The 12,241-nt window shown below is 74.9% G+C and carries 13 protein-coding genes; 7 read left to right on the top strand and 6 right to left on the bottom strand.

Annotation, left to right across the window (positions count from 1 at the left end; all coding sequences use genetic code 11):
- Window positions 1-52: 52 nt before the first annotated feature.
- A complete protein-coding gene (locus tag ACH5AR_RS27115) occupies window positions 53-706 on the bottom strand; it encodes a class I SAM-dependent methyltransferase (protein WP_396304125.1) in 654 nt (217 codons plus the stop codon).
- Window positions 703-1,287 (bottom strand): peptide deformylase, encoded by a 585-nt coding sequence (gene def / locus ACH5AR_RS27110; RefSeq protein ID WP_396304124.1) that lies wholly within the window; start codon window positions 1,285-1,287, stop codon window positions 703-705. The genes ACH5AR_RS27115 and def overlap by 4 nt, the downstream gene beginning before the upstream one ends.
- Window positions 1,288-1,347: 60 nt before the next feature.
- Between def and ACH5AR_RS27105 the strand changes: the two genes are divergently transcribed.
- Window positions 1,348-1,947, top strand: coding sequence for a helix-turn-helix domain-containing protein (locus ACH5AR_RS27105; RefSeq protein WP_396304123.1), 600 nt, complete (start codon window positions 1,348-1,350; stop codon window positions 1,945-1,947).
- Window positions 1,948-1,951: 4 nt separating this feature from the next.
- On the opposite strand, the gene ACH5AR_RS27100 is transcribed toward ACH5AR_RS27105, so the two are convergent.
- From ACH5AR_RS27100 to ACH5AR_RS27085, 4 genes are all read right to left on the bottom strand, one after another.
- Window positions 1,952-2,476 carry a hypothetical protein gene (locus tag ACH5AR_RS27100; protein ID WP_396304122.1) on the bottom strand — a complete coding sequence of 175 codons (525 nt, stop codon included), beginning with the start codon at window positions 2,474-2,476 and terminating at the stop codon, window positions 1,952-1,954.
- A gap of 64 nt (window positions 2,477-2,540) precedes the next feature.
- Window positions 2,541-3,476, bottom strand: coding sequence for a hydroxymethylbilane synthase (gene hemC / locus ACH5AR_RS27095; protein ID WP_396304121.1), 936 nt, complete (start codon window positions 3,474-3,476; stop codon window positions 2,541-2,543).
- A gap of 124 nt (window positions 3,477-3,600) precedes the next feature.
- Window positions 3,601-5,913, bottom strand: coding sequence for an FtsX-like permease family protein (locus tag ACH5AR_RS27090; RefSeq protein WP_396304120.1), 2,313 nt, complete (start codon window positions 5,911-5,913; stop codon window positions 3,601-3,603).
- Window positions 5,910-6,635, bottom strand: coding sequence for an ABC transporter ATP-binding protein (locus ACH5AR_RS27085; protein WP_396304119.1), 726 nt, complete (start codon window positions 6,633-6,635; stop codon window positions 5,910-5,912). The genes ACH5AR_RS27090 and ACH5AR_RS27085 overlap by 4 nt, the downstream gene beginning before the upstream one ends.
- Window positions 6,636-6,752: 117 nt before the next feature.
- Between ACH5AR_RS27085 and ACH5AR_RS27080 the strand changes: the two genes are divergently transcribed.
- The 6 genes from ACH5AR_RS27080 (at window position 6,753) to ACH5AR_RS27055 (ending at window position 12,152) form a co-directional block, all read left to right on the top strand.
- Entirely contained in the window at window positions 6,753-7,634 is an 882-nt protein-coding gene (locus ACH5AR_RS27080) for a sensor histidine kinase (RefSeq protein WP_396304118.1), read from the top strand.
- A gap of 11 nt (window positions 7,635-7,645) precedes the next feature.
- Window positions 7,646-8,383 carry a response regulator gene (locus tag ACH5AR_RS27075; protein ID WP_396304117.1) on the top strand — a complete coding sequence of 246 codons (738 nt, stop codon included), beginning with the start codon at window positions 7,646-7,648 and terminating at the stop codon, window positions 8,381-8,383.
- 225 nt (window positions 8,384-8,608) lie between these two features.
- Entirely contained in the window at window positions 8,609-9,817 is a 1,209-nt protein-coding gene (locus tag ACH5AR_RS27070) for a cytochrome P450 (protein WP_396304116.1), read from the top strand.
- Window positions 9,818-9,864: 47 nt separating this feature from the next.
- The gene (locus ACH5AR_RS27065) at window positions 9,865-11,022 is read left to right on the top strand and encodes a type III polyketide synthase (protein ID WP_396304115.1); all 1,158 of its coding nucleotides are present in this window, start codon (window positions 9,865-9,867) and stop codon (window positions 11,020-11,022) included.
- Window positions 11,022-11,606: an NUDIX domain-containing protein gene (locus ACH5AR_RS27060; RefSeq protein ID WP_396304114.1), complete on the top strand. Its 585-nt coding sequence runs from the start codon at window positions 11,022-11,024 to the stop codon at window positions 11,604-11,606. The genes ACH5AR_RS27065 and ACH5AR_RS27060 overlap by 1 nt, the downstream gene beginning before the upstream one ends.
- Before the next feature lie 99 nt (window positions 11,607-11,705).
- On the top strand, window positions 11,706-12,152 hold the full coding sequence (locus ACH5AR_RS27055) for an SHOCT domain-containing protein (protein WP_396304113.1): 447 nt from the start codon (window positions 11,706-11,708) through the stop codon (window positions 12,150-12,152).
- Window positions 12,153-12,241: the final 89 nt, after the last annotated feature.

Here is a 12,241-nt window from a genome sequence, read left to right as displayed (position 1 = left end):
TCGTGACGTTCGCCGCCACCACCGACCGGTAACGCCGTACGACCCGACAGCTTCACCCTGTACGGGTCTCGGCCAGCAGGCACACGTAGGAGCGGTCGGCCCGCTTCGGGTTCGGCTGTTCGAGCCGGCTCGTCACCCGGAACCCGGCCTGCTCCAGCATCTCCGCCAGCCGGGCCGCCGGCACCAGGTACGACCCGTACGACACGGGGTGTCCGTACGCCCGGCTCGGGCTCAGCCGGGCGGCCTCCCCCGCGTGGCCCCCGAGCAGCAGGTGGCCGCCGGGGGCCAGCACCCTGGCGAACTCCGCGAAGACGCGCGGTAGCTGCTCGGTGGGCGTGTGGTGGACCGAGTACCAGGCGAGGATCCCGCCGAGCGCGCCGGCCGCCACGTCGAGGGCGTCCATCGAGCCCCGCAGGAACCGCAGGCCGGGGTACGCCCGGCGGGCGAGCGCGACCATCTCGCCCGACACGTCCACCCCGAAGGCGTCCAGCCCCAGCCCGGCCAGGTAGGCCGTCACCCGCCCCGGGCCGCACCCCAGGTCCGCGACCTGCCCGCCGCCCGACTCCCGCACCAGTTCGGCGAAGGCGCCGAGCATCGCCCGGGACACCGCGTCCATGCCCTCCGGCGGGACGACCAGGCGCAGGTAGTCGGCCGCGACGGTGTCGTAGGACTCCCGGACGGCGGCGAGGTGCTCGGGCTCGCTCACCGGGCCAACTTCGCTGCCCTGGCCGCGCGTTCGGCGAAGACCTTCTCCCGCCGCTCCGCGGTCTGCTTGAGCATCCGCTTGCGGTCGCGCGCCGAGAGGCGGTCGAGGTAGAGCGCGCCGTCGAGGTGGTCGGTCTCGTGCTGGAGGCAGCGGGCGAAGTAGCCGGTGCCCTCGATCACCACCGGCTCGCCGTGCTGGTTGACGCCGCGCACCACGGCCCGGGCGGGACGGGCGAGCCTGGTGTTGGCCCCGGGGACGGACAGGCAGCCCTCGGTCTCCTCGATCAGCGCGCGGCCGGGCTCCTGCTCGTCGACCACCGGGTTGAGGATGTGGCCGGTGTGCCGGACGCCGTCGTCGTCCGGGCAGTCGTAGACGAACAGGCGCAGGTCGACGTCGACCTGGTTGGCGGCGAGGCCGCAGCCGTCGGCGACGTGCATGGTGGTGAACATGTCGTCGATCAGCCGGGCCAGCCACTCGCTGCCGAAGTCCTCCTCGGTGGCCGTCCGGCAGGCGCGGTGCAGGATCTCCTCCCCGACCTCGGTGATCCGCAGGACGGTCGGGGGTTCGCGCAGCTCGGACACGGGCGCTCCTTCGGGTGGCGGGGCTTGCTGTCGACTTTGCAAAGTAGCAGACTTTGCAAAGTGACCGAAGAGCTCGTCAGAACCGGCCCCCTCCCCGAACACGCCGTCCGCACCGCGCTGCTGGAGCTGCTCGCCGAACAGGGCACCGTCACCTCCACCGGGGCGGCCACCCGGCTCGGCCTCAGCTCGGGGCTGTGCTCGTTCCACCTGCGGCAGTTGGCCCGGTACGGACTGATCGAGGCGGCCCCGGCCACCGACGGCCGGGCCCGGCCGTGGCGGCTGCCGCAGGCGGAACGGCCGGAGGCCGGACGACCGGAGGCGGAGGCCGGGTTCGGCGCCCTGGCGCGCGGCCTGGAGGACGAGAGCCACCAGCGCTGGCTCGCCCAGCGCGCCGCGGCCCCGCCCGAGTGGCAGCAGGACGAGGCGTTCAGCGCCGTCGTCTACCTGACTCCCGAGGAGCTGACCGCCGTCGGCGAGGCCGTCCGGCAGCTGCTCGCCCGCTACCGGCGCCGCGAGGCCGACCCGGCCTCCCGCCCCGCCGGGGCCCGCCCGGTCGCCGCCGTCACCAGGCTCTTCCCGCTGCTCGACGCCCCCGCGCAGGGCGACTCCGCACAGGACGCCCCCGCCCAGAACGATCCCGCGAAGGACGCCCCCGCCTGACCGGTCACCCCGCCCGCAGCCGAGCCCGCACCAGCGGCCGCGCCGCCACCCCCAGCACCGCCCCCAGGGCGACCGCCCGCACGCCGTCCCGGACGTCCCGCACGTCGCAGGCCCGCCCGAGCGCGGGCACCGCGTACTGCACCGCCGACACCGCGAACGGCAGCACCGCCGCGCCCAGCAGCGCCACCGCCGCCCGCCGCCGGGTGCCCGCCAGCGCCGCCGCGAGGCCGACCGGCACGTACGGCGCCGCCCTGAGCCAGAGGCGCCCGCCGTGCGGCGGCTCGTCCGCCGGCCACAGCCGGCCGACCGCGACGGCGCAGTGCCGCGCGCCGCCGTCCACGAGCCGGAACGCCTCCGGCAGCAGTGTCGCCGCGACGACCCCGCAGCCCCCGAGCAGCAGCACGAAGCCCACCGCCCAGTGCGCCCGCAGCAACCGCCCCACCGGGCGGTTCCACAGCGCCGCCGGCACCAGCGAGAGCAGCAGCCCGGGCCAGAACATCGGCATCCCGCCGAGCACCGAACTGATCACGCCCCCAACGGACGCCCCGCGCCTGCGCCCGGTTCTCGCCGGGGCGGGCAGCCCGGGCGGGGGGTCAGTGCGGGATGGAGGAGATCAGCTCCTGTGCCCCCTGCCGCTTGAGGGCCAGCGCCACCGAGGTCCCGAGGTCCTCCGGGCTGAGCGCGCCCGCCCACTCGTGGGCGTCCAGCACCCGCTTGCCGTCCGGGGAGAAGACCCGCCCGCGCAGCGAGAGGCGGCCGTCCCGCTCCGCCCGGGCGTACCCGGCGATCGGGCTGTTGCAGTGGCCCTGGAGCGCGTGCAGGAACATCCGCTCGGCCGCCGCCTCGCGCCAGGTGTCGTGGTGGCCCAGGCCGGTGACCGCCTCGATGGTCGCGGTGTCGCCCTCGCGGCACTGCAGGACGAGGATCCCGGCGCCGATCGGCGGGCACATCGCCTCGGTGCCGAGCACCTCGGTGATCCGCTCCTGCTCGCCGATCCGCTCCAGCCCGGAGAGGGCGAGCAGCAGCGCGTCGGCCTCCCCGGCCGCGAGCTTGGCGAGCCGGCTGTTGGCGTTGCCGCGGATCGGGACGCACTCCAGGTGCGGGTGGGAGGCGGCGAGTTGGGCGACCCGCCGCACGGAGGAGGTGCCGATCCGGGTGCCGGGCGGGAGCGCGGCCAGCGGCAGGCCGCCGGGGTGGATGAGGGCGTCGCGGATGTCGTCGCGGCGCAGGTAGGCGGCGAAGACGGTGCCGGCCGGCAGCGGGCGGTCGGCGGGCACGTCCTTGAGGCAGTGCACCGCGACGTCGGCCTCCCCGGCGAGCAGCGCGGCGTCGACCTCCTTGGTGAACGCGCCCTTGCCGCCGAGCTGGGCGAGATCACCCGTCCAGCGGTCGCCCGAGGTGGTGACGGGCACCACCTCGGTGCGCAGGCCCGGGTGCAGGGCGGCGAGTTCGGCGCGGACCCGCTCGACCTGGGCGAGCGCCATGGGCGAGGAGCGGGAGACGATGCGGATCAGCTCAGCGGTGGCCATGGCGCCGATGATAGGCCTCCCTACGGCGTGCGCTGAGCACGCGTCAGGTGCGGGGCGGATCGCGGCGGACGGCCGGTCGGGTGGTCCCGACCGGCCGTCCGCCCGCCCGCCGCCGGGCGGCCGGTCACTCGTTGTGCAGCACCTCGGCGATCGGCAGCCGGGCCGCCGAGCGGGCCGGGACGAGCGCGCCGAGGACGGCGATCGCGACGCCCGCGAAGGCCAGGCCGACGAGCAGCGGGGCCTGCCAGACGTCGATCACCCGCTCCGGGAAGACGATGCTCCCCGCGTTCTCGACCAGCAGCCGGTGGGCCAGGATCCCGGCCGGGACGCCGACGGCCGCGCTGACGGCGCCCTGCCAGACCACCGAGGTCACCGTCATGGCGACCACCTGGCGGGGTGTCATCCCGATCGACTTGAGCATGCCGAGGTCCCGGCGACGCTCGCGGACGGTGAGCAGCAGGGTGTTGAAGACGCCCAGCGCGGCGACCACCGACAGCAGGACGGTGAAGATGGTGGCGAAGCCGATGACGGCGAGGACCGGGCCCGCCGTGCCGAACGAGGACACCGCGCCCGACAGGCTCGGGTCGGCGTCCGTCACCGCCCGCAGGTACGCCCCGCTGTCGGCGCCCCGGGCGAGGCCCACGTCGTACTCGACCGCGTGCGGGTCGTCGGTGAGCGCGGCCCTGGTGGAGTCGTTGGAGGTGAAGGCGCGGGCGTTGCCCTGGATCTCCTCCCCGACGAGCGTGACGGTCAGCCGCCGGCCGTCGAGGTCCAGGGTGATCCGGCCGCCGAGCCCGAGCCCGTGCTCCCGGAGGAAGGACGGGCCGGCCTGGATCTCGTTCGGCCCGGTCGCCGCCCGGCCGCGGACGACCTGGCGGGCCAGGCCGTCCGCGACGTCGTCGCCGCCCATGAAGTCGGCGAAGGCCGGCTGGGTGAAGCCGACCAGCCCGACCTTGACCAGGCCGCGGACGTGGACCCGCTCGGCGCCGGGGGCGGCCCGCAGCATCGCCTCGGTCTGCTCGGGGGTGAGCCGGGGCTCGACCTTGCTGCCACTGAAGTGCGCGGTCTGCACCCGGACGTGGGTGCGGTCGTCCGGGGGGTCCACCAGTCTGGTCAGGGTGGTGGAGAGCCCGGTGGTCACGGTCACGGTCAGCACGCCGAGCACGATCGCCGCCATGGTCAGCGCGGTACGGGCGGGGCGGGCGAAGGGCTGGCCGAGGCCGAGGCTGACGGCGCGCGGCAGGCGGGTGCCGCTCAGCCACCGCTGGACCCTCAGCCCGCGCCCGGTGCGCGGCGCGCTGCCGGCCGAGATGGCCTGGGCGGCGGAGAGCCGGTGGGCGCGCGAGGCCGGGAGCAGCGCGGCGAGGACGACCAGCAGCGGGACGCCGACCAGGGTGGCGGCGGGCAGCCAGCCGGGCGGTTCGATCACGGCGGTGCCGGTGGTGATCCCCGAGAAGGCGGCCTGGAGGATCGGGTGCGCCGCCGCCCACCCGGCCGCCGTGCCGAGGACGGTGCCGGCGACGGCGGGCACCGAGACCATGGTCAGGTAGACGGTGACCACCTGGCGCGGGGTGAAGCCGATCGCCTTCAGCACGCCGATGTGCCGGTAGCCGGAGACCACCGCGCCGCTCACCACGTTGCCGACGATCAGCGCGGCGACGACCACGCCGAGCACGCCGAAGACCGTCATCAGCGGCAGGTAGGCGTCGGCGCCCGCGGAGAAGGCGCCCTTGAGCACCAGGTACGACTGGACGTGGGTGAGCGCGCCCCCGGGCAGGCCCTCGGTGGCGGTGGCCACGGCGGAGGTGAGCCGCTGCTCGTCGGAGGCGTCGGAGAACCGGTAGAGCATCTGCCGGGCGGTGGGATGCAGGGCGGCCGCCTGGTCGGGGGTGACCCAGCCGCCCGCGCTCTGGCTCATGCTGGTGGCGTAGCCGACGATGGTGAGCGTCGGCCCCCCGCTGAGTGGCAGCGGGTAGTCCAGGTACCTGTCCGGGAAGCCGCCGAACGGCTCGTTGACGACGACCTCGCCGGGCCCGGTGGCCCAGCGGCCGCCCAGCAGCTGCACCCGGTCCACCGGGCCGGCCGGGTCGGAGCGGCCGACCAGGGTCAGTGCTCCGGGCGGGTTGCCGACCCAGTCGGTGGGGATCTCCACCACGGCCTGGTCGAACGGCCCGGCGGCCGCCTCGACGCCGGGCCGGTGGGCGGTGGCGGCCAGCTGGTCGGGGGAGGCCCCGGCCGGGTCGAAGGTCGCCACGACGTGGGCGCCGCGCTGCGCGGAGAACGCGTCGTCGAAGGGGGCCCGGGCGGCGCTGATCACCGCGAGGGCGAGCAGCACCGTCGCGGTGGAGCAGAAGACGACCAGGCCGATCACGACGGTCTGCACCCGGCGGCGCTTCACGGCCGCCCGCGAGGCCCGCCACACGGCACCGCCGGTCATGACCGCGGCTCCAGCACCCGGTCGTTCGCCACGCGGCCGTCCGCCATCTCGACCAGCCGGCTGGCGCAGCGGGTGGCCAGGGCCGGGTCGTGGGTGACGATCAGCAGGGTCTGGCCGATCTGGTTGAGGTCGATCAGCAGGTCCATCACCTGCTCGCCGGAGCGGCTGTCCAGCGCGCCGGTGGGCTCGTCCGCGAGCAGCAGGGCCGGGCGGTTCATCAGGGCCCGGGCCACCGCGACGCGCTGGCGCTCGCCGCCGCTGAGGGTCGCCGGGTAGACGTCCCTGCGGTGGGCGACGCCCAGTTCGTCCAGCAGTTCCAGCGCCCGGCGGCGGGCCTGGCGGGCGCTGGTGCCGGTCAGCTGGGCGGCCAGGGCGACGTTGTCGAGGGCGGGGAGGTCGTCGATCAGGTTGAAGAACTGGAAGACCATGCCGATGTGGCGGCGGCGGAACAGGGCCAGCCCGTTCTCGTTCAGGCCCCCGAGGTCGTGGCCCTGCACCCGGACGCTGCCGGCGGTGGGCCGGTCCAGGCCGGCCACCATGTTCAGCAGGGTGGACTTGCCGCACCCCGAGGGGCCCATCACGGCGACCGCCTCGCCGGCGCGGACGCGCAGGTCGACGCCGTCGAGCGCCCTGGCGTCGCCGAACTCCTTGTGGACCCCGGACAGCTCGACGACGACCTGCGCGCCGTCCGGCCGGGTGGTCCCGTCGTGGTCGTTGCTCATGGGGGACGACGGTAGGGGCGGGGCCGCCGCCGGGGCGTCCCACCCCGGGTGTAACCGCGGCGGCCGTCGTACCGGGGATGTACGCGGGGGGCACCCCCGGATGATGTGGACCCCGGCGTGACCTGCGAAGCTGTCGCCGTGTGGGCAACGGGGTGGGAGTGGGCGGCCGTCGCGACGGCCGGTGCGGCGTGCGCGGCGGCCGGGTGGCTGGCCGTGGCGCTCGCCCGGGCGCGGCGGCTGCACCGTACGGCGATCGGTGAGCGCGGCTGGCTGCTGGAACGGGAGCGGGAGAGCGCCGCCCGGACCGCCGTGGACGCCGAACGGGCCCGGATCGCCGCCGAGTTGCACGACATCGTGAGCCACAACGTGAGCCTGATGGTGGTGCAGGCCGGGGCCGCGCGCGAGGTGCTGGCCACCCTGCCCGAGGAGGCGGCGGCCGCGATGGCCGCGGTCGAGGCGGCGGGGCGGGACACCATGACCGAACTGCGGCACCTGCTGGGCCTGCTCGCGCCCGCCGCGGACGGCGGCGAGGGGCCGGGTTCGGACGGCTTCGCGCCGCAGCCCAGCCTGAGCCGGCTGAGCCCGCTGATCGACCGGTTCGCCTTCGCCGGGCTGCCGGTGGAGGTGCGGATCTCCGGCGAGCCGCGGCCGCTGCCCGGCGGGATCGACGTGACGGCGTACCGGATCGTCCAGGAGGCGCTGACCAACGCGCTCAAGCACGGGGCCGGGGTGACGGCGGAGGTGACGGTGCGCTACGCGGACCACTACCTGCGGGTGGAGGTGCTCAACAGCGGTCCGAGCGTGCTGTCCGACGGGGCCGCCGCGTCCGCACCGGGGCAGGCGGGGCAGCCGGAGCAGCCGCGGCGACCGGACGGCGCCAGGCGCGGGCTGATCGGCCTGCGCGAGCGCGTCGCGGTGTACGGCGGGGACCTGGACGCCCGGCGCCGGCTCGGCGGCGGCTTCCGGGTGCGCGCCCGCATCCCGTTGGACCGGCCGTGACGGAGGGGACCATGGAGCAGGGGCGGGAGCACGAGCGGGAGCAGGGGCGGGAACAGGAGCAGGGGCCGGAGCGCCGCCCGCGGGTGGTGATCGCCGACGACCAGGAGCTGGTCCGCACCGGCTTCCGGCTGATCCTCACCGCGCGCGGCATCGACGTGGTCGCCGAGGCCGCGGACGGCGACGAGGCGGTGGCCGCCGCCGTCCTGCACCGCCCGGACGTCGCGCTGCTGGACGTCCGGATGCCCGGCACCGACGGACTGGCGGCCGCCCGGCGCATCCTGGCGCAGGTGCCCGGCTGCCGGGTGATCATGCTGACCACCTTCGACCTGGACCACTACGTCTACGCCGCGCTGTCCGCCGGGGCCAGCGGCTTCCTGCTCAAGGACGTCACCTCCGCCCACCTCGCCAACGCCGTACGGCTGGTGGACACCGGGGACGCGCTGCTCGCCCCCTCGATCACCCGGCGCCTGGTCGAGCGGTTCGCGGCCGGGGCCCCGCGGCCGGCCCCCGGCGCCGACGGCCCGCCGCTGCACCGGGACCTCGCGCCGCTCACCCCGCGCGAGGCGGAGGTCCTCGCGCTGCTCGGGCGGGGGCTGTCCAACACCGAACTGGCACGCGAGCTGACGCTCAGCGAGTCGACGGTGAAGACCCATGTGGCCCGGATCTTCGCCAAGCTCCGGCTGCGGGACCGGGCGCAGGCGGTGGTGCTCGCCTACGAGACCGGGCTGGTCGCGCCGGGCGGCGGCTGACCGGCGGCCTGCGCCGTCCGCCCCCGCGCCGGCCGTCGGCGCCAAGTTCCTTCGGGGACCGACCAGTTCACGTGACTATCGTCCTAATCTCACTCCTTGGAGTTAACTCTTCGCCGGATTCCCCATTTTGCCAGTTCATGGGGCACCATCTGCATGTCCACGCCCCGAACGCCACCGCCGTCCCGGGCGCCCGCCCCCGGCATGACGAGACCCCTGGACCGGCCCGTGACCACCACCGCCCCCGTGTGGGACTGCCCCTTCCACCACACCGACGGCCTGGAGTTCGACCCCCTCCTGAAGCGGCTGCTCACCGAGGCCCCGATCGCCAGGATCCGGCTGCCGCACGGCGAGGGCGAGGCCTGGCTGGCCACCCGCTACGAGGACGTCAGGACCGTCACCACCGACCGCCGGTTCAGCCGGGCCGCCGGCATCGGCCGCGACCTGCCCCGGATGACGCCCGCCCCGATCGCCCAGGCCGAGGCGATCAACCTGATGGACCCGCCCGCCCACAACCGGCTGCGCCGGCTGGTCGCCCAGGGCTTCACCAACCGCCAGGTCGAACGGCTGCGCCCGAGCACCCAGCGCACCGTCGACGGCTACTTCGACGAGATGACCGAGCACGGCGCCCCGGCCGACCTGATGCACTTCCTGGCCGCCCGCCTGCCGCTCACCACCATCTGCGAGCTGCTGGACATCCCGGTGGCCGACCGCGCCGAACTGCGCGGCCACGCGGTGGCGATGATGCGGATGGGCCCGGGCAGCCGGGACGGCCAGGAGGCCGCCAAGGCCGCGCTGCGGAGCTACTTCACCGAGCTGACCGCCGAGCGCCGGGCGCACCCCGGCGAGGACCTGGTCAGCGCCCTGGCCACCGCCCGCGACGGCGACGAACTGCTCGACCCGGACGAGCTGACCGTCATGGCGATGGTCCTGCTGGTCACCGGCCACGACACCAGCACCTACCAGCTCGGCAACCTCACCTACACCCTGCTCACCCACCCCGAGCAGCTCGCCCGGCTGCGCGCCCGCCCCGAGACGCTGCCGCGCGCGCTGGAGGAGCTGCTGCGCTTCGTCCCGTTCCGCCAGGGCGTCGGCATCGCCCGGGTCGCCACCGAGGACGTCGAGCTGGGCGGCGTGCTGATCCGGGCCGGCGAGGCGGTGCACGTCTCCTACCTGACCGCCAACCGGGACCCTGCCGTCTACGAGCGCCCCGACGAGCTGGACCTCGAACGCGAGGACGGTCCCGTCAACATGGCCTTCGGCCACGGCCAGCACCGCTGCCTCGGCTCCCACCTGGCCCTGATGGAGCTCCAGGTCGCCATCGGCACCCTGCTGCGCCGCTTCCCCGGCCTGCGGCTGGCCGTCGACCCCTCCGAGCTCGACTGGGACTCCGGCTCGATCTGGCGCTTCCCGCGCACCCTGCCGGTGGCCTGGTAGCCCCTCCCCCGCCCACCGTTCCCGCAGCACTGGGGAGACCCGCACCCATGGCCACGCTCTGCCGCCCCGCCGTCGCCGTTCCCGAACACGTCATCACCCTCGACCAGACCCTCGACCTGGCCCGCACCCTGCACGCCGGGCACCCCCAGCTCGGCCTGGCGCTGCGGCTGATCGAGAACACCGGGGTGCGCACCCGGCACCTGGTCCAGCCGATCGAGCGCACGCTCTCCCACCCGGGCTTCACCGTCCGCAACGAGGTGTACGAGCGGGAGGCCAAGCGGCGCGTCCCCGAGGTGGTCGAAATCGCCCTCGCGCACGGTGAGTTGACGGCCGCGGAGATCGACCTGATCGTCTACGTGTCCTGCACCGGCTTCATGATGCCGTCGATGACCGCCTGGCTGATCAACACCATGGGCTTCCGCTCCGACACCCGCCAGGTGCCGATCGCCCAGCTCGGCTGCGCGGCCGGCGGCGCGGCCGTCAACCGGGCGCACGACTTCTGCCGCGCCTACCCGGGCGCCAACGTGCTGATCGTCGCCTGCGAGTTCTGCTCGCTCTGCTACCAGCCGACCGACCTCGACGTCGGCTCGCTGCTCTCCAACGGGCTGTTCGGGGACGCCGTCGCCGCCGTGGTGATGCGCGGGGACGGCGGGCACGGCGTCCACGTCGAGCGCAACGGCTCGCACCTCGTCCCGCACACCGAGGACTGGATCTCGTACGGGGTGCGGGACACCGGGTTCCACTTCCGGCTGGACAAGCGGGTGCCCGGCACCATGGAAATGCTCGCGCCCGCGCTGCGCGGGCTGGCCGGGGAGCACGGCTGGGACGTCTCCGGGCTCGGCTTCTACATCGTGCACGCGGGCGGCCCGCGCATCCTGGACGACCTGTGCCGCCTGCTCGACCTGGAGCCGGCCACCTTCCGCTACAGCCGGGCCACGCTCACCGAGCGCGGCAACATCGCCAGCGCCGTGGTCTTCGACGCGCTGGCCCGGCTGTTCGCCGACGGCGGCGTGCCCGAGGGCACCACCGGGCTGATCGCGGGCTTCGGACCGGGCATCACCGCCGAGGTGTCGCTCGGCAGTTGGGTGGGCGCACCGCTCGACGGGGGGCGTGCGCAGCGCCCTCGCGCCTTCTCCACCTCCGACATCGCCCTCGTCCATCCGACCGCCCCCCGCCGTTTCCCGACCGGCACTACGATCTCCTGATGACCGATACCACGGAGCGCACCGACACCTCTGCCAGATCCGAAGAACTCGCCGCCCTGTTCCCGGCGTTGCACGCCCCGCAGTACTGGAGCTGGGGGCGGTTCGACGCCCGGTTCTCCACCGGGCTGCCGCCGGACGCGCTGGTCACCAACATCCACCTGGTCGGCTTCTCGGAGGACCGGGTGGTGCTCTGCCGGGACGACCGGGACCACTGGTTCCTGCCCGGCGGCACCCGGGAGCGGGACGAGAGCATCGACTCCTGCCTGGCCCGGGAGCTGCGCGAGGAGGCGGGCGCCCGGCTGCTCGGCGGGCCGCACTGGCTGGGCGCGCACCGCTGCCGCACCGAGGACCCGGCGCCGTACCGGCCGTGGCAGCCGCACCCGGAGAAGGCCTGGCTGTGGGGCTGGGGCGAGGTCGTGGTGGACTCCGCGCCGACCAACCCGGCGGACGGCGAGCAGGTCGTCGAGGTCCGCGCGGTGCCGCCCACGGAGGCCCAGCGGCTGCTGCTGGTCGGGCACGACGCCTGGTGGGGCGAGCTGGTCGCGCTGGCGGTGGAGCTGCGCCGCCGGGCCGGGCTGGGCTGAACCCCCTCCCCGGCGCGGGCTCTCCCACCGGGACGGAGGACCACCGGAACGGCCGAACAGCAGCGGACCCTGTCCGTTCTGCGGTGATATGACTCGGCCATGGACACCACCTCGCTGGCCGTGGACTACCCGGCGCTCCACATCTTCTGGACGATGCTGGAGCTGTTCCTCTGGATCCTCTGGTTCTTCCTGCTGTTCAAGATCATCAGCGACATCTTCCGCAGCCACGACCTCAGCGGCTGGGGCAAGGCCGGCTGGCTCGTCCTGGTGATCGTCCTGCCGCTGGTCGGCGTCCTCGCCTACCTGATCGCCCGCGGGCAGTCGATGGGCAAGCGGGACGTCGAACAGGCGGAGCGGTCCGAGGCCGCCTTCAAGGCCTACATCCGGGACGCGGCCGGCACGGCCCCGGCCGCCGGGGGCGGCAGCACCGCCACCGGCGCGGGCCGCAGCCACGTCGAGGACCTGGCCAGGCTCGCGGACCTGAAGGACCGCGGCGCCATCTCGGCCGAGGAGTACCAGCGGGCCAAGGACAAGCTGCTGGCCTGAGAAAGTGTTGGGTTAACAGATGACTACTGGTTGTTGAGGTCGTCGGCGAGGCGGCGGGCTGCTTCGGTCTCGATGGGGCCGTGCGGTTC

The sequence above is a fragment of the Kitasatospora sp. NPDC018619 genome (assembly GCF_044391605.1).
Taxonomy (GTDB): Bacteria; Actinomycetota; Actinomycetes; order Streptomycetales; family Streptomycetaceae; genus Kitasatospora.
This window is presented reverse-complemented; position numbering and strand designations above follow the sequence as displayed.